Here is a 20,020-nt window from a genome sequence, read left to right as displayed (position 1 = left end):
CGGAATGGGAGCCGGAAGAAGGGCGCCTCGACGAGAACCTGATGAAGAACGGCCTGCACGAGGTCCTCAAATTCTGCGAGACGCACAACATCCGCGTCGTGATCGCGGTCCACTGTTCTTTTTGGGGCGTGTCCGGCAACTGGACGGTTCCCGCCTGGATCCAGAAGCGGCCGGAGTTCCGCGTCTCCACCAACGTCCTCACCAAGCCGGAATTCCGCGACGCCTACATTTCTTTCCTGAACCGCCTGATCGACACAACGCGCGGCTATGAGGCGGTGAAAGGCTACAACATCCTGAACGAGCCGGTGGTGGCAACGTCGTGGTATGTCAAAGACTCGAAAGGCCGCGCGGATTTCCAGACGCGGTGGGAAGGCACGCTCGAGATCGGCGAAAGGGTGAAGCAGCACCTGCAGGAAGAATCCATTCCGCAATTTCTCGTCATCGGCAACGGTAATGCGGATCCCGGCTACGAGCCCTACGTCTGGGAAAATACGGGCAAGCGCGACCTTCGCCCTTTCTGGACGAACGTGATGGACCGCATTGCCGCGCAGGGGACGCCCGCGCTGCTGGCCTCGGTAAAAGATTATCCGGACCGCGCCCGGCTGCGCACCGAAGGAGCGCTCACTTACGCGGTATTGAAAGCCTGGCGCGAAGCCGGCGACCCGGCCGAGATCAAGACCCGCTGGCTCGACACCTCCGATGCGTCGGCCGTGATTTACGATTATGACGCGGCCTACGATTACGAAGGTCTGGCCAATGCCGCGGTGCCGGGCCTGGAAGCGTTTTACGTGTGGCGCGTGGGCAGCATCGAAAGTTCTCCGCGTTTCGTGGGGCTTCTCGATCGCGAAAACAAAGGTACGCCGTATTACGCGGCGCTGCGCGATCTGGCTTCGGGCGTGGATTCGTTCGAGGCGCTCGGCAGCCTTCCGGAAAGCGGAAAAGAGGCGCTGCGGTTCGATCCGGACAAGGCGCCGGCGGCTGTGTCCAAACGCTGGAGCGGTTCGGGCAGGATCGAAGGAGAAAAAGAAAACCTGCCGCCGGACGTCGAGTCGCGCGCCGCCGCGCGCATCACGCTGGGGCCGGGGCAGTCGGTGTTCCGTTCCGTGATTCCGGCGCATTGGAAAGACAATGGCGTGACCGCCGCCGACGGTTTTACATTCTGGGCGCAGGCGGGAAAAGAAATCCCGCTCACGCTCGCGGTCAAGGCCGGAAACAAATCGTTCCCCGCGAGCGTCACACTCACGGCCGGGACCTGGAAGGAATATCATGTGCCGTTCCAGGCGCTCGGCCTGGCGGACACGGATCTCACGGCGGTAACGGATGTCGGATTTGAAAATGCGTCCGGCGCCACCGCGGAATTCGTAATCGATGACTTCCTCATCCGCGGGTCTTAACGATACAGCTGCGCCGCAGCAGCGCAGCAAGAGGTTTTAGAAAGTCAGGCCGGCCGGCCCCCGCTTCTCCGTAACTCTTTCCCGCACCAGCTTATTTCTTCGTCATGATGCCCTCCGGATTCGTGGCACGCGTCTTGAAGTTTTTTTCTTTCCAAACGCGAGGTGGACCATGAAAGCATTTTTCCGCAGGATCACGAATCCGGAAGGCGCGCCGGAAAATCCTTTGCCGCCGCAAGAGATACTCCCCGAGGCTGAACTTTTGGATGCTTATTCCGCGGCCGTGATCGGCGCGGCGGAGAAAATCAATCCGTCGGTCGTCAACATCGACGTCGTGAAAACCCATCCCGGTCCCGCGAACGCGCGCCTGCCGCGCCAATCCGGCGGCAGCGGTTCGGGCTTTGTCTTCACGCCGGACGGCTATATTCTGACCAACAGCCATGTGGTGAGCGGCGCGGACACGATCGACGTCACTTTTTCGGACGGGCAGGTTTTCTCGGCGCAGCTCGTGGGCGACGACCCGGACACGGACCTCGCGGTCATCCGCATCTCGGCGCCTCGTCTTGCGGCCGCGGCGCTGGGGGACTCGGAAAAGCTGCGCCCCGGCCAGCTGGTCACTGCCATGGGAAATCCCTTTGGCTTTCAATATACAGTGACGGCCGGTGTCGTCAGCGCGCTGGGGCGTTCCTTCCGCGCCCAGACCGGAAGGCTGATCGACAATGTGATCCAGACGGACGCGGCGCTCAACCCCGGCAATTCCGGCGGGCCGCTCGTCAACGCACGCGGGGAAGTCGTGGGCGTGAACACGGCCATCATCCAGCCCGCGCGCGGCATCAGCTTCGCCATCGCGATCAATACCGCGAAATTCGTGGCCGGGCTGCTGATCAAAAACGGATTCATCCGCCGCGGTTATCTCGGCATTGCGGGACAGAATGTGCCGCTCCTGCGCCGCGTGGTGCGCTTTTATCACCTCGAGGCCGTGACCGGTATCCTGGTGATCAGCGTGGAGAAGGGGAGTGCCGCGGAAACGGCGGGCCTTTTGCCGGGAGACATCCTCCTGGAGTTCGACGGCCGGAAAACCGCGGGACTCGATGATCTCCACAAGTTCTTGATCGAGCGGCCCGCGGGACAGGCCGCGGAGCTGACGGTCCTGCGCGGCGCGGACAAGCGTTCCTTAGTGATCACGCCCGAAGAGCGGCCCTCGTAAACTCGGGATTGCCGTAAACGCCGAAAATGTTTAATCTAGACGGGTCCTCCCTCATGGAGTTTCATGCATCGAAGATGGATCTGCGTTTTACTGGCCGCGGCCTGCGGGCTCTTTGCCGCGCGAGCGACTCGCGCGGAGGACCCCGCTCCCGCTCTGCCTCTCGGCGAAAAGCTCCACTATAAAATCACCTGGCTTGGGATTCCTGTCGGCACCGGCGAATTAAGGGTCGAAGAAAAGACGACGCTGGACGGCAGGGAGGTCTATCACGCCGTCGGGTTCATCGAAACCAACCGCATCCTGCGTAAGATTTTTCCCATGCACGACGAGGCCGAGAGCTGGATCGACGCCGTGACCCTGGAATCGCTGCAATTCGAGAAAAAAATCGACGAGCTCATCCTCAACACGCACGAGAAGATGACCTTTGATGCGCCGCGGCGCAAAGGCCGCTTCGAATCGCTGAAGAGCGGCGAAACGCAGGAGTTCGATATTCCCGCCGCAGCCCATGACGTGATCAGCGCCGCGTTCTGGGCCCGCCGCCAGGAGCTCGCGCCGGACCGGCCCGCGCGCACCGTCCTGATCGCGGACCGGAAGGAATGGGAACTCGAACTGGACACTGTGGGCGTCGAGACGATCAAGTGGCAGGGCAAAAAAGTGGAGGTCCTGCGCGTGGACCCTGTCACGCGCGTGGGAGGAGAGGAAAAGCGGGGACGCGCCTCGTTTTACCTGACGCTCGATGCCGCGAGGAAACCCCTACGCATCGTCTTCAAGGCGCCCTTCGGCTCCGTCGTCGGCACGCTAGAGCCGGAAAAAGGCTAAAAGAGCAGGCCCATCTTCAGCGTTTGCAAACCGCGCCGATATCTTAAGGTGCCCCATGAAAACGTCCCTTAAAATCCTATGCGTGCTCGCCGCGTTTCTTTCCCTGGGCACCACCTTTGTTATCAAAGAAGGCGGCATGGAAGTCGGCCGCTGGGTCGAGCAGGACGGCCACGAAGGCGAGCAGATCATCGAGAACGACAAGCCGTCCGCCCGCCCGGTCGAGACGCCGGATGCGCCGGTCAATCCGCAGGAATCGGCCACCGAAGACATCGAGCCCGCCATCGACCAGGACCTGAAAGACGCCCGGGTGAAGGCGAGCTGCTTTTCCGTTTCCCACGGCGACCCGCGCCCGAAAGTGGAAAGCACGGCTTCGGGCTGCGGTTTCCTCCGCACGTCCAAGTACTCCGACATCAAGGCCACGCCTTCCGGAGAAACGCAGGCCGAGCCCGAATGGATTTATGATTACGAATACCGGAACGAAAAGGTCGTCGTCAGAAAAAAAATCATCTTCGAGGCCCGCGGCTGGACGGTGCTTCGCGTCGAGGAGTTCACGCGTTCCCGTTGAGGAGAAAAGGCATGAGCGATTCCAAGATTTCCACGATGTCCATCTGGTTTTACGTTGTCCCGGCCGTGCTGCTGGTTTTCGCGCCCGTCTATTACCTGCAGTACAGTTATTACCAGGTGCTGCGGCTGGCGCTGTTCGCCGATGCCGCGTATCTTGCCCACATGTTCTGGAAGCATTTCCCCAAAAAAAACTGGACTACGGGGTTTCTGCTGATCGCGCTTGCCTTTAATCCGTTTTTTCCCCTGTACTTCAGCCGTCAGACCTGGCTGCTGATCTGCTACGGGGCCGCGGCGTTCTTCATTGGGGCGCTTGTGCGGACACAGCCCGATTACCGGGAAAAACTGCGAAAGGCGCTCAATAAATTGAAGACAGGCTGGTAATTTTTTTTCCGGGAAGAGAAGTCCGGTATCATGCAGCGCATTTCAAACCGAGGAGGCCGAATGGTTTATTTTGCCGTGGATCCTTTCAGCGAGAAGAAGAAGCCGGCGGTGCCGGTCCTTACCCTCCTGGGCTTTGGCCTGGCCGGCTTGTGGGCTTACCGGCTCTGGCGTGAACGCGGAAATATCCGCAGATAAGGTGAAAATGAAAAATTCCGCCGCAATCCTCATCGTGACTTTCCTCGCCGCGGGCTGCGCTTCTCACGCCCGGCCTTTCGCAAGCGGGAATCTGAATTTCGACCAGCTTCAGATCAGGAATAACGGCGGCGCCGGCTACCGCTCGCCGGATCTTGTGCCGGATTCCCTGAAGGCGCTTGCCGTTTCCGACCCCCGCTTCGGCGAGCGCGCCGCGATTTCGGACGATGAAAAAGCGCTCCTGGGCCGGCGCCTCCAACAAGACCTGGAGGAAAAAATTCAGGCCCGGAATTTCTTCAAGACCGGAACCGCGGGCGGCGACTTCCAGATCGAGACCCTGATTGCCAAAATCCATCCCGGAAGTCCCTTCAAACGCTGGTTCTGGGGCTTTGGCTCCGGAAGCTCGGACGTCCAGGTCGAATTCAAATTGACACGGACGGGGAGCGCAGAACCTCTGGCGGCCTATGCCTACCGGCGTGCCGACGGCGGCGTGTCGCTGCTGGGCCTGAACGTAACGGAGTTGAGCGGCAAACGGCATCTCGAGAAGGCCATGGACAAGGCCGCGTCCGCGTTCGTCGATTTTCTTGATAAAGCTTTCAAGCAGCCTGCGTCTGGAGTTTGAGAATGGATTTAGCGAAACTTACCCAGGAAATCCAATACATTCTTGCGCCGGCGCTCATGATTTCCAGCTCCGCGCTTCTTCTCCTGGGCTTTCAAACGAAATTTTCGAATCTTGCCAGCCGCTTCCGCGTTCTCAATCTCGAGGTCCGGCAGCTGGCGGCTATCCCCGTCAGAAGCAAAGAAGAAGACACGCGTTTTACGAACCTGGCCACGCAGATCCAATATCTCTTCAGCCGGGCGTCTTTGGTGAAAAACGCGGTTCTTTGCCTTTACGGCGGCATCCTTTGTTTCGCCGGCACGTCGATCCTGATCTTGATCAATGTCTACTCTTCGCTGCGGCTGTATCCGGTCATTGTGGCCCTCTTCACCCTGGGGCTGCTTTCCTTTTTCTTTTCCGTGATCATCGCTTTCCGGGAAACCCGGCTGCTTTATCGCGTCCTTCAAGTGGAATATGGCCCTCACGAAAAGCCTTAAGGGCTTGTCCGGGAATGGATTAAAAAAAGAGTAGATTTATCCTTGGCCCGGCGATAAAATAGCTCCCCTGCATAGAACGCTGCTACGCCTTTAGGCAGTCCGCAAATTTTTCTGGAAGAGGTTTTTTCGTGATCGAAGAAAAACGGACTGTTTCGTTTTGTGGGATCTCCCCTAAACGCAGTTTCCGCGATCGTTTGTCCATTCTTTTCCTTTGCGCCGTCCTTGCCATTTCCGGTATTCCCGTGGCCTTCGCGCAAAATGCCAACGTTCCCTCGGACGCCCTGGGCCACCCGATTTCTCCCGACGAACTCAAACAAATCAGTCCGGACCAGGCGGAACAGCCCCTGCAATTCCTCGATCCCGTGATGGGGGACCCGTTCTCCAGCTTCCTGGAAAACAAAACGCTTTCTCCGGCTTCCGCGGCCAAAGATGCTCCCAAAGTGGATGCCCAAAGCAACGATCCTCTTTACGCGAATGCCGGCATGTGGTGGCATCCGCGCGTGCGCGCTGAAGAGGCCTGGTCGTTCACGCGGGGCGACAACGTGACCGTGGCGGTCGTGGATTCCGGCCTCGACATGGCGCATCAGGACATCGCGCAAAACGTCTTCAAGAATGCGCTGGAATATTTCGGCGCTCCCGGGGTGGACGACGACGGCAACGGCTTTGTCGACGACGTGAACGGATGGGATTTCGTGGACGACGACGCGGCGCCGACGGATCTCAACAATCACGGCACCCACGTCGCCGGCATCATCGGCGCGGCCGCGGACAACGCGATCGGCATCGCGGGCATCGCGCCCAACGCCAAGATTCTTCCCGTGCGCGTGCTCGGCGCCGACGGCCAGGGATTTATTTCGGACGTGATCGCCGGCATCAAATACGCCGCGGACCTGGGCGCGCAGGTCATCAACATGTCGCTCGGCATCCTGAGGAGCCTGATGACCGCCGAGGGCATCCAGGAATTCCAGGACATGATCAATTACGCGATCGGCAAGGGCTCGGTGATTGTGGCGGCCGCGGGCAATAACGGCCAGCCGGTCAGCCAATTCCTTCCCGCGTCGCTCGACAACGTGATCTCCGTGGGCGCGACGACTTCCAGCAACACGCTGGCCAGCTTTTCCAACCACGGGCCGAACCTGGACCTTTCCGCGCCCGGCACCAACATCCTGTCGCTCAAGCCCGGCAACCAGTACCAGGCGCTGCAGGGCACTTCCATGGCCTCGCCCATGGTGGCGGGCGTCGTGGCGCTCATGCGGTCCTTCGATCCCACGCTCACCTACGACGACGTCACGCGCCGCCTGAAGTATTCGTCGCTCGACCTCGGCGCTCCGGGCTATGACGATACGTTCGGCGCGGGGCTCGTGGACGCTTTTGCCGCGGTTTCCACGGATTACTACACGACCGGCGAAATCAAGACGCGCTGGCTTGCCCTGGCCGACACGGACGGCGCGGTGCGGTATGAGTACGATCTCACCGGAAAGATTTCGCGCAAGAAGTTCCCGGACGGAAGCTATGCGGACCTCACGTACTGGCCGGGCACGAGCAGCCGGTTCGAGCAGATTTATTACGATGCCGGCGGCGTGTGGCAGAAAACCTTCGAATATTATCCCGACGGCGTGCACCTGCATTTCGAGCGCTACCCCGACGGCCATGTGGTCGAGCATCCCAACCCCGCAGCGCCTCCGGTGATCAGCAATGCCGTGGCGGCGAACATTACTTCAAGTTCCGCGTCTTTGAAATGGGACACCGACAAGCCTGCGACAAGCCAGGTAGAATGGTGCGCCCAAGACGGCACGAATTGCCAGCAGACGACGTTTGATTCGGCGCTCAAGACCGCGCATGACGTGGCTGTCAACGGCCTTCAGCCCTCGACCCGTTACCTTTACCGCGTCATCTCCCAAGATGATACGGGCAACCGCGTGGTTTCCCCGGACGGCTTTTTTACGACCGCGGCACCGCCCGCGCAAATCGAGCTTTCGGTTATTTCCGCGTCCTCCGGATGGACAAGGATAGGCACGGACTGGATGGCGAGTTCCAACTCCAAATATCTCATTTACCGTGCGCCTGTGGATGAGGCAGGCGATTACACGCTGAAAGTGTCGGCCAAAAACTTTTCGAGTGCCGGCTGGCATCTGCCCACCGGCTACAAGAATTTTAATCTCGATGTGTATGTCGACAACGTGAAGGTGGGGACGATGTCGGTGCCGGCGAGCGACCTGGATTACCAGCAGGGACAGTTTCAGCTCAAAGGGCTGAGCCTGGGCACGCATTCGATCAAGCTGCTGTGGATCAACGATCTCTACAAGGCGTCCGAGAACGGCGACACCAACCTCCAGATCCACCAGGTCCTGCTCGTCTCGAATAATGTCGTCCTTCCGCCTCAAGACACGACGCCTCCGGCGGTGAGCAACACGACGGCGGCGAACATCACGACAAACTCCGTATCCTTGAAATGGGACACGGACGAGCCTGCGACAAGCCAGGTGGAGTGGTGCGCCGAGAATGGGACCAATTGTCAGCAGACAACGCTTGATCCGGCGCTCAAGACCGCGCATGATGTGGCCGTGACCGGCCTTCAGCCCGCGACGCGTTATCTTTATCGGGTGATCTCACAAGATGCGTCGGGCAATCGCGTGGTTTCCTCGGACAACTTTTTCACGACGCTTCCTCCGCAGGACACGACGCCTCCGGCGGTGAGCAACACGACGGCGGCGAACATCACGACAAACTCCGTATCCTTGAAATGGGACACGGACGAGCCTGCGACAAGCCAGGTGGAGTGGTGCGCCGAGAATGGGACCAGTTGCCAGCAGACAGCGCTTGATCCGGCGCTTGTGACCGCGCATCAAGTCGCCGTGACCGGCCTTCAGCCCGCGACGCGTTATCTTTACCGGGTGATCTCACAAGATGCGTCGGGCAATCGCGTGGTTTCCTCGGACAACTTTTTCACGACCGCGGCGGCTCCCGCGCAAACCGAGCTTTCGGTCATTTCTGCGTCCTCGGGATGGACCAGGATCGGCACGGACTGGATGGCGAGCTCAAACTCCAAATATCTCGTTTATCGAGCGCTCACGAACACGGCCGGAGATTACACGCTGAAAGTGTCGGCCAAAAACTTTTCAAATCCCGGCTGGCATTTGCCCACGGGCTACAAGAATTTTAATCTCGATGTGTATGTCGATAACGTGAAGGTGGGGACAATGTCGGTGCCGGCGAGCGACCTGGATTACCAGCAGGGACAGTTTCAGCTCAGGGGGCTGAGCGCGGGCACACATTCGATCAAGCTGCTTTGGATCAATGATCTCTACAAGGCGTCCGAGAACGGCGACACCAACATCCAGATCCATCAGGTGACCCTCTCCTAATACCGGATGGCCGGCGAAGGGGGGGGGCCGTGCTGCATCGGCGGCCAATTTCGCGAAACATAAACGGATCCGGCCATTAACTTCAATCATCCCACGAACGCCGAACTCGCTCAGTCTTTCCCGCCGCTCTTGCGTCCATTCCCGCAAACAGTACAATAGCTTCATGGATTCTCCCAACATCAAAGCCACGGTCGTGCGCGAATATCCCGTTTCCCCGCTGCGCGTTTTTAATGCGTGGCTGGACACGAATTCCATCGGGCACTGGATGTTCGGCCCGGAGGTGCGGGACGAAGAAATCGTGAGCCTGGGCCTGGACCCTCGCGTCGGCGGGGGATTTTCCTTTGTCGTGCGCCGCGACGGCGATGAAGTTGACCATGTCGGCGAATACCTGGTGATCGAGCCGCCAAAGCGCCTGGCTTTTACCTGGGGCGTACGCCAGGACGGCCCGGCGCGCAGCGTCGTCATGGTGAAAATCGATCCCGCCGGGGACGGATGCGTGCTGACGCTGACGCACGAGCTGCATCCCGACTGGGCGCATTTCAAAGAGCGCGTCGAGGCCGCCTGGTCTCTCATGCTGAATGCGCTTGCCAAAACCCTGAAATAGTTCCATAGTCTTCGCAAACCGCTCGGGATTTCGTGATGCTGCTTGCGCAATTCAAACAAAACAAATCGCTGACGTTTCTCGTCTCGCTGCTGCTCCTTATCCTCGTCTACCCGTTCTTCGAGGCGTCGCGTGTGACGAGCGTCGTCTTCATCATCCTCTACACCACGGTCCTGCTCTCGGGCGTTTACGCCATCAGTTACGACGCGCGCTACGTCGCCCTCGGCATGCTGCTGATTACGCCCATCCTGGTCTGCCAGTGGAGCAACATCATCCTGAACAGCCCCGCGATCGACATGTTCGGGCGGGCCTGTGCGGCTGTTTTCATGATGTACACGCTGTTCGCCCTGCTGGAACGCGTGCTGACCGCGCGCCGCGTGGGCCTGAACGAAATCTACGGCGCCGTCTGCGCCTATGTCCTGATCGGCACGGTGTTCGGCATTTTCTATCTGCTGATCGAAGCCGCGTCCCCCGGGGCTTTCCGTTTCTCGCATGATGCCGGTCCGTACGGCCCCGCGGCGTTTATTTATTTCAGCTTCGTGACGCTTTCCACGGCCGGATTCGGCGACATTGTGGCGGTTTTGCCTTTCGCGCGCTCGCTGGTCATCATCGAAATCATCATCGGCGTCGCGTATGTGGCCGTCCTCATCGGCCGCTTGATCAGCGCGAGCCAGTCCGGCCGGGAAGAGGAAGAGGAAACCGGCAAACCGCCGAGGAAAGCCGCGGTGCGCGAAATCAGCCTGCCGCTGCGAAAACGGCCCGTGGGCCTGGTGGCGGCCGCGGTGATGTTGAACTTCGCGGCTTCGCTTCTCCTGATGCAATTACGACTCCCGTTTTTCTTCGACGGCACGGGCACGTCGCTGGCCGTGCTGCTGGGCGGCTTCTGGCCGGGCGCCGCGGCCGCGGTGCTGTACAATCTTTTGATCGCCGGCACCCTCTGGGGCTGGTCTTCCTGGGTCTGGATGTTCAGCAGCCTGCTCGTCGCGGCCGCGACCTGGTTTTTTTACCAGCGCGGCTGGGTCACGATCTACAAGCCCTACCACCTGATCGCCGCGGGCATCGCAACCGGCATTTTGAACGGCATCCTGGTGCAGGCCACGACCATCCTCGCGCATCTTCCGCCCTACGAAGGCACGATGCGCGTCTATTCTTTTTTTCTGAGCCTCACGGGCCATCAGGCGGCCGCGGCCATTGCCGAAAAAATGTTCGTGGAGATCGCGGACAAAACCGTTTCCATCATGGTGGCGGCCGCCGTCGTGTATTTTCTTCACGACCTTATGGGCACCACCAAGGCCCTGAAAAAAAACGCGGTGGGGCGGGCTTCATGATGCGCGGCATGAAAATCAAAGAGCTCATGGTGTCGCCGGTCATCACGGTGCAGGAAGACGATCCTTTCAGCAAAGTTGAGGAAAAGTTTCGCACGAAAGGGATCCGGCACCTGCCGGTCGTCGACTCGGGCGGCCTGCTGAAGGGGATCGTGACTCAGCGGGACCTTTACCGCACGCTTTCGCCGCGGCTCACCGAAGAAGGGATTTATTACGCGCCCGAGGCCCTGGACGAATTCGTTTTGAAAAGAGTCATGAAGCAGGAGCCGGTCGCCCTCGGTCCCGACGACGAGCTTGCCAAGGCCGTCGAAATCATGGCGCGGAATAAGTTCGGAGCCATTCCCGTGGTGGACAAAGACCGCAAGGTGGTCGGCATTCTCACGGAAACCGATATTTTAAAATGGCTGGCGCGGCAGCTTTGATGACGGCCGGAAGCGTCTTGAGAAATTTCGCCGTCTATGCGTGCGCTGTTTTGCTCATGGCTTCGTGCGGTAAGAAGACGCGGCCTTTGATTTTTACCGGCCTTTTTCTGGCCACGCTGGCCGTGTTCCTCTCTTCCCTCAACCTCTACCTTGCCGAAGACGCGCACATCCTCATGCGTTTCGCCCGGAATCTCGCCGAAGGGCACGGCCTCACGTGGAATCCCGGCATGGACCCCGTGGAAGGCGCGACTTCTTTTCTTTGGACGGTGCTGCTTGCCGCTTTTTACAAAGCGGGCATGGGATTTGAGATTTCGGTGCCGCTCCTGAACGGTCTCTGCCTGGCCGCGGCCGGGCTCGCGGTTTTTTTTGGTACCGCGCGCCTGGCTTCCGTCTCCTGGCACCCGGGTTTTGTCGCGGCCGGGATTCTCGTCTTCTCGCCGCTTACGCTGCAGATCCGGGCGGGCTTCGAGACACCGCTTTTCGCGTTGTTCATGACGACGGTCGTGATCTCCTTCATGCATCTGGACGATCCGTCTGCGCGCGTGCGCGAGGCCGCTTCCGCGGTCATGGCGGCGGCAGGGCTTTTGCTCGGGCTCACGCGCCCGGAAGGCGTGGTGTTTTACGCGTTCTTTTTTGCCGCCGGCCTCGCGGTCCTTCTGCCGGAGGAAAGGGGACAGTTCTGCCGCCACGCGCTGCTTTTTTTCGTAATGCCGGGATTCGTTTACTTTCTGTGGCGGTGGCAGTACTTCGGCTATCTCCTGCCCAACACGTTTTACGCCAAGTCCATGGTCGGCAAAGGGCTTTTCCGCGAAAACTTTTCTTCCGGCGCGGGCTACCTGCGACGGATCTCCGTTTACATGGCGCCTTATCTCGCGCTCATCCTGCTGGGCTCGGCCCGCATGCCGCCGCCGCTGCGCCGGAAAACGCTCCTGGCGTTTCTCGGGCTGTGCTTTTTCCCGCTGCTTTATTTTTTAATTTTCCAGGCGCAGAATATCGGCCACCGGTTTCAAATGCCGGTCGTGCCCGGCCTTCTTTTTCTCGCGGTTCTTGCCGCGGAGGCGCTGCGGCCCGCGCTCAAAAAAGCCTGGGTTCCGGCCGTGCTGCTGGGCGGGTTCCTGCTGGTGCTGGACAGCAGCGCTAAGTCGGCGGCCGTGGCCTATGACCAGGGTCTCGATACCGACCGCATCCTGATCGGCCGGGCTTTGCAGCCGTATGCTAAACCCGGGCGAATCATGGTGGTTTCCGAGCCGGGATACCTGCCGTATTATTCGGAATGGCTTTCCGTGGATGCGCTTGGGCTGTATGATGAAACCATCGCGCACCGGGGCCTCACCGAAGATTATCTCAAACGCCTTTCGCCGGACCTGATCATGTTTCACGCGGTGAAAGGAGAGGCCGCCGACGACATGGGCGGCCGTTACTGGTACGGAAGATGGAACGTCATGGTTCGGACCCTGCACGCTTATGCCGAAAAAAAAGGATACCTTCTGGCCGCCATCATCGAGACCGGCAAGAGCAGTTTCTACTGGTATTATGTGAAGGGCGCTTTGCCTGATGAAGCGGGGATCCTGAAGGCCGTCACGGACCACCCTTCCCTGCGGTATTATTACCGCGCAGGGGAGGAAGCGGAAAAAGGAAAAGAGGCCGCATGAGCCCGGACGACAAGCTGAAACTGCTGCACGTCATCGTGCTGCCGCTCCTGGCCCTGGCGCTTTGGATGATGTCCCCGTCCCATGCCGAAAAGTCGTACGACCGCAACATGAAATGGGCCTCCCTCGGGCTTCCCGGGCGGTGGAAGGAAAAAGAATTTTTCGTGGCCTGGACCTGCAGGCTTGCCCGGCTATGGGCCGCGGCGCTCGCGCTCGTTTATTTGGTTTTGTTTTTTATTTTGCGGAAACCCTGAAAGGAACCAAGATGAAATCCGTTTGGCTGCTTGTCCTTATTCTCGTCGTGGGAGGCTGCGCCACGCCTTCCGAAGATACTCTGGAACTGGAAAACATCCTGAGAGAAAAAAAGACGCGTCAGGAAAGGCTGGCCGGACAAGTTTCCGAAACCGCGCCGCAGGATTCCCAGGCGCCTGCGCCTTCCGAGCTGGAGGTTTTGATGCTGCCCCGCGGTTACCGGAAGCTCGAGGCCGGGGAAGTGGAGACGCTGAAAAAGAATTCGGCCGTGCCGCCTTTTGCCGAGGCCGTCTGGCAATCTGCCGAGATGGGCCTCACGGTTTCCGCGGGCAAGGCCCCGATGGACCGCGATGCCGTCCTGGCCATGACGCGCGACGAGTTTTTGGCCAAGATGAAAGACATCGACAAGGTCTACGATGCATACTACGGCGACAAGCATCAGTCCCAATCCACGCTCGACCTGCGGGAAAACGGTAAGCTCATCTGCGTGACGGTCCTCAGCAAATTCGTGAAAGACGGGGCCTGGCAGGCGGAGAAGCGGGTCTTCTATCTTTATACGCCGGATTACCGTTTAAGCGTGCTGATCACAGGCACGGACGAAGCCATGACCCGCGGCGCCGGCGCTCTGGATTCCTCCCTTCGGGATTTCGAAGAGCTGCTCCGGCAAGCTTACCCCGAAGGTATTAATTTTAAGTCAAATGTCTAAAAAAATGCACGCGCCCGCCGTCTCCGGCCCCCGCGATAAACCCTACGCGTGTAGTCTATTCCCTTACAGGGTAGCATTTTCTAGCAGAGGTATGGCTTCCTCTAATCTGGCCCGCAATTTGTAATATAGAGAGGCATGAAAATCCGCCCCTTCTTCCTCCTGACGGTTGTGGCAGCAGCCCTCGGGCTTCATGCCGCCTCGGCTTTTGCTCTCAGCTATACCGGTTCCCTTACGACCGCCAGCAATCCTGAAGGGGTCGTGACCACGGGGCACTCCTGGGTCGATAACGGTTTCAAAATCGAATGGAACATCACCCAGGTTTCCACGGACAATTGGGAATATATTTATACGCTTTCCTCGGAAGACGGCACGAAATGGGGAACAGGAGCCGCGGCAGGCGGCGTCAGCCACGCGGTGTTTGAAATTTCCGCGGCCGCCCAGCGCACCGACTTCTGGAATTTTCAGGTGGACGGCGTCAGCGTGGACGACAAAGTCTCGATCGATAATTTCGGCCCGGGCACGCAGGGCAATTCCAATCCGAACATTCCCGGAACCGTTCACGGCATCAAGATCGATGTTTCCAACGGCCTGACCTACAGCTTTTTTTCGAGCAAGGCGCCGGTGTGGGGCGACTTTTATACCAAAGACGGAGTCGCGGGCAAAGGTTCGGGCAGGCCCACGGAACTCGATTTCAATGCGGCCTTCAATGCCGATTTTTTGAAGGCCGATCCCGCGGCCGCTCCTCAGAACGGCCTGCTCTCCGACGGGCACGGCGGCTCCATCTTCAAGATCCTTCGTCCCGATACGACCGGCGGCATCACTCAGGATCCTCCGGAAAGTCCCGAACCCGGTACGTTTTTGCTTCTGTCTCTCGGCCTTGCCGGCCTCGCGGTTCGCCGCCGCTTCTCCAAGTAAGATCCTTTTTTCCCTCAAATTTCTTTTTCGTGAAGAATTTCTCCGTCCTCTTCCGTCCCTGAAAAGTCAAAAAGGGCTGGACGGACGGCGGAAATTTTAATCTAATACCTCCGGCTTGGGATTATCCGCCGTTCACGACGTTCTGGAAGTTTTGAAAAACGTTGGCGAGATCGCCGCGGAAGGTCTGGAGCGCGAGGACCAGCGCAAGGGCCATGAAGCCGAGGATCAGGGCGTATTCGGCCATGCCCTGGCCTTTGGCGGGAGAGAACGCCGGACTTTTTTTGTAAATTTTAGAACCCGAGGTCATACTTTAAGTGTTCCCTATGCCGGCCGGCATTACAACAGTCCTGGGGGAGGAGGTGCCATGAAGAATCGTCCTTATTTAATCGGCGGCGCTGTTGTCGGGATGGCCATCGTGGCCCAGCTTTTTTGCCTTCATTTGCAGCACTCCCGAGAGCTGCGTTTCGTGGCTTACCTGGCTAAGGTCGGCGTTCCCGTGAGCGCCCCCATCACGCAAAAGCGGATTTACACGCCGACATTCCCCGAGCGCTACGCGCAGATTTATTACAAATACACGGCTTCCGACGGCAAGACTTATCCGGGGAAAAGCTGGGTGACCCGCAAGGAATTCGATCAGTTGGAAGGGAAGTTCACGGTCGACGTGATCTACGATCCCAAGCGGCCCCATTTCCACATGCTTCAATCCAAACTTCTCAGGTTTTGACGGGAAGTCTCAGACCCACGCCCGCAGAAACGGCATTTTCCGCAGCAGTATCGCCAGCCCCAGCGACACGAAGAAAACTCCGAAGGGGAAAAATATTTCCCAGCCCCAGGGGGAAAGGCCGGCAATCGCGGGCTTCGAAAGCGCGACGGCTTCCCGCACGACGATGTGCCCTAGATAAATGCCGAGCGTATAAATGCCCCAGCGTTCCAGCGGCGTGCCTTGTCCGGCTTTCGGAAAATGGAGCGCCAGCCCGAAAACTCCGATGGAAAAGAGCGCGACGCCGGGCATGATGTTGTCGGAGATCAGCTGATAATCCCGGCTGGCGAATGCGGCTTCCTCGATCGCCATGGCCGCGATTCCCACCAGAACGCAGGCGATCGACAGTCCTCGCCGAGGCACTTCCTTTTTAAATCCGTAACGCCATCCCCAGACCACGTACACAAGCCCGCAGAGAAAGCCCAGCCTGCTGAGAAGATAATTGGGCTGGGGAAGAAAAGTTTGGCCGTGGGCCACGAGAAATTCATAGCGGCCCCACCACGCGGCGAGCACGAAACCCGCGGCTGACAGAGGCAGAAGCAGTCCGATCCGCCGCATCTTGACGAAGAACACGATGATCGCGACGCTGACCAGAAGCGCGGGCAGGAACCAGAGGTGCAGCTGCGTGCCGCTCATGAGAAACGCCCAGAAATGGCCGGCGATTTCGCCGGGGGCGTCCGCGAGATGCCAGGAAAGGGTTTTGATCAGGCCGTTCTTGAAACCCCGCTCGAGCGTGATTTCCGCCCAGCGGTCGGGAAAAACGGCGTAGACCGCGCACCACAAAAGAAAATACCGCCCGACTTTCAGCGCGAAGCGCCGTAAAAGCCGGCCTTCTTCCCCGGCGTTTTCACGGCACGCGTTGCCGAAGAAAAATCCGGAGATCATGAAAAAAACGGGCACGGCAAAGCGCCCCCAGGCGTGGAGCGCCACGCCCGCGGCATACCAAGGCGAATCTCTGAACGGCCCATCCAGAAACGGGCGCGTATGAAGGCAGACCACGCCGAAGCAGGCGAGCGTGCGAAGCACTTCGATCGAAGACCACGAACGGATTTTGACGGCATTCTGAGTCACGCTTTAAAAGACGGCAGGTTGCCGGAAAAAATCAAGGTGCCGGCATTCGCGCCCGGAAGGATTTTCCATTATAATAGGTGCCCTAAAGGGGACGGACATGGAATCGAAAAACAGAGTGCCTCACATCATTTTACTGTATTGGGTCATCAAAATCGCATCCACGACTTTGGGGGAAACGGGTGCGGACATGTTTTCGATGACTTTTAATCTCGGCTACGGCGCAACCATCCTGATTTTCATGAGCCTTTTTCTCGTCTTTCTCGCCGTCAAGCTTTTCATCCCGGGCTACAACCCTTTCGCCTACTGGCTGACGTTTACGGCAAGCGCGATCGCGGGAACGGCGGTTTCGGATTTCATCGACCGCACGCTGGGATTGGGGTATGCCTGGGGATCGCTGGTCCTGGTCGCGGCGCTTATCGCGGTTCTGGCGGTTTGGTATCGAAAAGATAAGTCCATCGATGTCGACTTCATCGCGTCGCCCTCCTCCGAAATTTTTTATTGGGCGGCCTTCCTCATCGCCAACACGCTGGGCACCGCCGCCGGGGATTTCCTTGCGGACAATCTGGGGCTGGGATTCGTCAAAAGCGCCGCCGTCCTGTCGGGGCTGCTCCTCCTCATCGTGCTGCTGCATTTTTCCACGAGGATTTCCGGGACTTTTCTTTTTTGGATCGCCTTTGTCCTGACCCGGCCTTTCGGAGCCACTTTCGGCGATGTCCTGACCAAGCCTGCGGCCAAAGGAGGTTTGAATTTAGGGACCGTGGGATCTTCCTTGTTTTTTTGTTTCGTCTTAATCCTCGCCGTTGCCCAGGAGACGAAACTGGAGAATCGGCGCAAGCGTTTGTAGAATCGGGGCGCTGAATTCGGTATAATCCTGCTTTCGGAATAGGGTTGCATTCCGGACGAAACAAGGGGAAGAAATGACATCGATTGCCGGAATGCTGCCTAAGCTGATTGCCCTTTTTTGCGTGGTCCTGATCCTTGCCCGCGAATGGAGCACGGGAGAACTGCCGCGGGCTTTCCGTGCTTTCCTCCTTGCCGATAAACGACCCATGCTCGCGGCCTTGGCCTTTTTGTCCCTGTTTGCCGCACTTTTTTCTCTGGCCGACACTGTCGTGCTGAATGCGGTCCGCTCTACGACCCTCCCTGTTGCTCCCGCGTTATTTTCCTTCGGCGGTACGCTCGGCAGGCACATGCATCCCTGGCTCGCGGCGGGCCTTTGTTACCTGGCCGGTGTTCTAGGCAAACGCGGCAGCCTGCAGGACGCGGGGCGGGGGATGATTTTTTCCGCGGCCCTTGCTTCGACCCTGGCGTACGCGCTCAAATTCATCCTGCTGCGCGCGCGCCCTTATGCGGATCTCGGGCCCTTTTCTTTTTTTAACGGAGCGGGCCTCTTCCAGGACGACCGCGCCTTCCAGAGTTTTCCCTCCGGCGACGTGGCCGTTGTTTCCGGCATGAGCTTCTACCTTTTCTGCACTGCCGCGCCGAACCCTTTGAGATGGGCGCTGGTACTTTTGCCTTTGGCCACGGCGTTTTCCCGCGTCAGCCTGAACAAGCATTGGCCTTCGGACACGCTTTTCGCCCTGGGGCTCGGCGCCGTCATGGCCATGGCCGTATGGCGCAGCCTGAAAACCCGGGGAGAGTGCCGGTGAAGAAAACGCTCGTCGTGCTCGGCCTTGCTGCCGCCGCGCTTCTTCTCTTTTTTTATAAGTCCAACGAGATTCCCCTCTGGTCGCAGGATGAAGGCCGCCACGGCGAAATTGCCCGCGAGATGTTCGAACGCCGCGAGCTCGTCGTCCCTTCTTTCAACTACGTCGATTACTTGGAAAAACCGCCCTTTGCCTTTCTTCCCAACGCGGCGGCTTACGTTCTCTTCGGGGTCAGCAGCGTGAGCGCCCGGCTGCCGGCCATCGCCGCCGCTCTTCTGGGGCTTTTGCTGACTTATTTTTTCGCGCGCCGTTTTTTTTCGGGAAGCGCCGCTGGACATAGCGCCGTGATTCTCGCGACGTCGGTCGGCTATGTCCTGGTGGGCCGGTTTGCGGTCATCGACATGGTCCTGACTCTCTGGCTGAGCTGTGCGATTTTCTTTCTGATGGCGGCATGCTTTGAACAAAAACGCCATTTGTACCTGCCTGCGTATTTTTTCATGGGGCTGGCCGTCTTGACCAAGGGGCTGATCGGCATCGTGCTGCCGGGCCTCATTTTTCTGGCATTCCTCGTATGGACGCGGCGCCTCGGAGAAATTCTCAAGATGCACATTCCGTGGGGAATCCTGATCGTGACGGCTACGGCCCTGCCGTGTTTTCTCGCGGTCTGGCGGCGGGAACCGGAATTTTTCGAGGTCTTTTTCCTGAAACACCAGTTTGCCCGTTTCGCGACGAAGACTTTCGGAAGGGTCCGGCCTTTCTGGTTTTTCGTGCCCATCCTTTTCGGCGTGGCGTTCCCGTGGTCGCTCTTCATTCCGGCCGGCGTGGTTTCCGGCCTGAAGTCCGGCGAATTCCCGCGGGACAAAGTGAAGTTCCTGATTGCTTGGATCCTCGGGGTTTTCGTGTTCTTCAGCATCCCGCGCTCCAAGCTGCCGTATTACATTCTTCCGCTCAGCGTGCCGCTGGCCATGCTTCTCGGCCTTTTCTTTTCTTCGCTCAGCAGCGGGAACGCCTCAGCTTTGGTCGTGAAAGCCGCGAAAAGAACGTGGGCGTCGCTGCTCGCCGTTTCCGCGGCGGGAGCCGCGGGACTCGCGCTTTACGCGCTGCTCGGGGACTTGGATGAAACCGCGCGGGCCCTGAAGCCTTTGCTTTTCGCGGGATCCGTTTTCGTGCTGATGCTGTTTCCCGCGGCGTGGCTGGGTTTCAAAGGAAGATTCAAAGCGGCTTTCGCGGGCACGGCCGTCATCGTTTACGGTGTGCTCATGACCACCTTCGTCGGAATGAAGACCCTCAATCCTTTCGAGAGCACGTATGAAGAAGCGCGCCTGATCGAGCCGCTCCTGGGAACCGACGGTGTCGCGGCGGTTTTCGCTTCTCCGGATACCTTTTCCGATTTTCCGTTCCATTTGCGCCGCCGCGTGGCCGTGATCGGCGATAACCGCGGCACGCTGACCCAGGAAAGCGAGGAGCCGGAGAATGAGGCCGACAGCAAGAAATGGTTCATGTCGGCGGATGCCATGTCCCGGATTTTCAACGAAGGCGGCAAGCGGATGTTCTGCCTGATGAAAGAAGATCAGTTCGAGGTTCTAAAAGGAAGCGGCCTGAAGAAGTACGAAGTCCTGAGTCATGCCTACGGCAAGATGCTGATCCGGACCGTGGACTAGC

The 20,020-nt window shown here is 59.0% G+C and carries 22 protein-coding genes; 20 read left to right on the top strand and 2 right to left on the bottom strand.

Annotated features, from left to right (window positions below; translation table 11 throughout):
• From VL688_09780 to VL688_09705, 16 genes are all read left to right on the top strand, one after another.
• On the top strand, positions 1 to 1,394 hold a 1,394-nt coding region (locus VL688_09780; protein HTL48331.1), incomplete at its 5' end, for a hypothetical protein.
• A gap of 169 nt (positions 1,395 to 1,563) precedes the next feature.
• Positions 1,564 to 2,598 carry a trypsin-like peptidase domain-containing protein gene (locus VL688_09775; GenBank protein ID HTL48330.1) on the top strand — a complete coding sequence of 345 codons (1,035 nt, stop codon included), beginning with the start codon at positions 1,564 to 1,566 and terminating at the stop codon, positions 2,596 to 2,598.
• Positions 2,599 to 2,661: 63 nt separating this feature from the next.
• Complete coding sequence (locus tag VL688_09770) at positions 2,662 to 3,414, top strand: DUF3108 domain-containing protein (GenBank protein ID HTL48329.1); 753 nt, start codon at positions 2,662 to 2,664, stop codon at positions 3,412 to 3,414.
• A 55-nt stretch (positions 3,415 to 3,469) separates the two neighbouring features.
• On the top strand, positions 3,470 to 3,979 hold the full coding sequence (locus VL688_09765; GenBank protein ID HTL48328.1) for a hypothetical protein: 510 nt from the start codon (positions 3,470 to 3,472) through the stop codon (positions 3,977 to 3,979).
• A gap of 11 nt (positions 3,980 to 3,990) precedes the next feature.
• Positions 3,991 to 4,359, top strand: a complete 369-nt coding sequence (locus tag VL688_09760) for a DUF6804 family protein (GenBank protein ID HTL48327.1) — start codon at positions 3,991 to 3,993, stop codon at positions 4,357 to 4,359.
• 60 nt (positions 4,360 to 4,419) lie between these two features.
• The gene (locus tag VL688_09755; GenBank protein ID HTL48326.1) at positions 4,420 to 4,554 is read left to right on the top strand and encodes a hypothetical protein; all 135 of its coding nucleotides are present in this window, start codon (positions 4,420 to 4,422) and stop codon (positions 4,552 to 4,554) included.
• 7 nt (positions 4,555 to 4,561) lie between these two features.
• Positions 4,562 to 5,173: a DUF4410 domain-containing protein gene (locus VL688_09750; protein HTL48325.1), complete on the top strand. Its 612-nt coding sequence runs from the start codon at positions 4,562 to 4,564 to the stop codon at positions 5,171 to 5,173.
• 2 nt (positions 5,174 to 5,175) lie between these two features.
• Positions 5,176 to 5,646 (top strand): DUF2721 domain-containing protein, encoded by a 471-nt coding sequence (locus VL688_09745; GenBank protein HTL48324.1) that lies wholly within the window; start codon positions 5,176 to 5,178, stop codon positions 5,644 to 5,646.
• 194 nt (positions 5,647 to 5,840) lie between these two features.
• Entirely contained in the window at positions 5,841 to 9,011 is a 3,171-nt protein-coding gene (locus VL688_09740) for a S8 family serine peptidase (GenBank protein ID HTL48323.1), read from the top strand.
• Positions 9,012 to 9,174: 163 nt separating this feature from the next.
• Entirely contained in the window at positions 9,175 to 9,615 is a 441-nt protein-coding gene (locus VL688_09735; GenBank protein HTL48322.1) for an SRPBCC family protein, read from the top strand.
• A gap of 35 nt (positions 9,616 to 9,650) precedes the next feature.
• Positions 9,651 to 10,940, top strand: coding sequence for a potassium channel family protein (locus tag VL688_09730; GenBank protein HTL48321.1), 1,290 nt, complete (start codon positions 9,651 to 9,653; stop codon positions 10,938 to 10,940).
• A gap of 8 nt (positions 10,941 to 10,948) precedes the next feature.
• Positions 10,949 to 11,359, top strand: coding sequence for a CBS domain-containing protein (locus tag VL688_09725; GenBank protein HTL48320.1), 411 nt, complete (start codon positions 10,949 to 10,951; stop codon positions 11,357 to 11,359).
• Positions 11,360 to 11,376: 17 nt separating this feature from the next.
• Complete coding sequence (locus VL688_09720) at positions 11,377 to 13,011, top strand: hypothetical protein (GenBank protein ID HTL48319.1); 1,635 nt, start codon at positions 11,377 to 11,379, stop codon at positions 13,009 to 13,011.
• Complete coding sequence (locus tag VL688_09715) at positions 13,008 to 13,262, top strand: hypothetical protein (GenBank protein HTL48318.1); 255 nt, start codon at positions 13,008 to 13,010, stop codon at positions 13,260 to 13,262. The genes VL688_09720 and VL688_09715 overlap by 4 nt, the downstream gene beginning before the upstream one ends.
• 11 nt (positions 13,263 to 13,273) lie before the next feature.
• Positions 13,274 to 13,966 carry a hypothetical protein gene (locus tag VL688_09710; GenBank protein ID HTL48317.1) on the top strand — a complete coding sequence of 231 codons (693 nt, stop codon included), beginning with the start codon at positions 13,274 to 13,276 and terminating at the stop codon, positions 13,964 to 13,966.
• A 135-nt stretch (positions 13,967 to 14,101) separates the two neighbouring features.
• Positions 14,102 to 14,881 carry a PEP-CTERM sorting domain-containing protein gene (locus VL688_09705; protein HTL48316.1) on the top strand — a complete coding sequence of 260 codons (780 nt, stop codon included), beginning with the start codon at positions 14,102 to 14,104 and terminating at the stop codon, positions 14,879 to 14,881.
• Positions 14,882 to 15,002: 121 nt separating this feature from the next.
• Here VL688_09705 and VL688_09700 read toward each other — a convergent pair whose 3' ends face one another.
• Positions 15,003 to 15,188, bottom strand: a complete 186-nt coding sequence (locus VL688_09700) for a Flp family type IVb pilin (protein ID HTL48315.1) — start codon at positions 15,186 to 15,188, stop codon at positions 15,003 to 15,005.
• 57 nt (positions 15,189 to 15,245) lie between these two features.
• Here VL688_09700 and VL688_09695 point away from each other — a divergent pair, with 57 nt between their 5' ends.
• The gene (locus VL688_09695; GenBank protein HTL48314.1) at positions 15,246 to 15,605 is read left to right on the top strand and encodes a hypothetical protein; all 360 of its coding nucleotides are present in this window, start codon (positions 15,246 to 15,248) and stop codon (positions 15,603 to 15,605) included.
• A 9-nt stretch (positions 15,606 to 15,614) separates the two neighbouring features.
• Here the strand turns inward: VL688_09695 and VL688_09690 are convergent, their stop codons facing one another.
• Positions 15,615 to 16,712 (bottom strand): acyltransferase, encoded by a 1,098-nt coding sequence (locus tag VL688_09690; protein HTL48313.1) that lies wholly within the window; start codon positions 16,710 to 16,712, stop codon positions 15,615 to 15,617.
• Positions 16,713 to 16,809: 97 nt separating this feature from the next.
• Here VL688_09690 and VL688_09685 point away from each other — a divergent pair, with 97 nt between their 5' ends.
• From VL688_09685 to VL688_09675, 3 genes are all read left to right on the top strand, one after another.
• Entirely contained in the window at positions 16,810 to 17,556 is a 747-nt protein-coding gene (locus VL688_09685) for a hypothetical protein (protein HTL48312.1), read from the top strand.
• Between the two features lie 73 nt (positions 17,557 to 17,629).
• Complete coding sequence (locus VL688_09680) at positions 17,630 to 18,361, top strand: phosphatase PAP2 family protein (protein ID HTL48311.1); 732 nt, start codon at positions 17,630 to 17,632, stop codon at positions 18,359 to 18,361.
• On the top strand, positions 18,358 to 20,019 hold the full coding sequence (locus VL688_09675; protein ID HTL48310.1) for a glycosyltransferase family 39 protein: 1,662 nt from the start codon (positions 18,358 to 18,360) through the stop codon (positions 20,017 to 20,019). Before VL688_09680 ends, VL688_09675 begins: the two co-directional genes overlap by 4 nt.
• The last annotated feature ends 1 nt before the right edge of the window (position 20,020 follow it).

Source organism: Verrucomicrobiia bacterium, from assembly GCA_035495615.1.
Lineage (GTDB): Bacteria > Omnitrophota > Omnitrophia > Omnitrophales > Aquincolibacteriaceae > DATJFP01.
The sequence above is the reverse complement of the archived record's forward strand: the minus strand, read 5'-3'. Positions and strand labels throughout refer to the sequence as shown.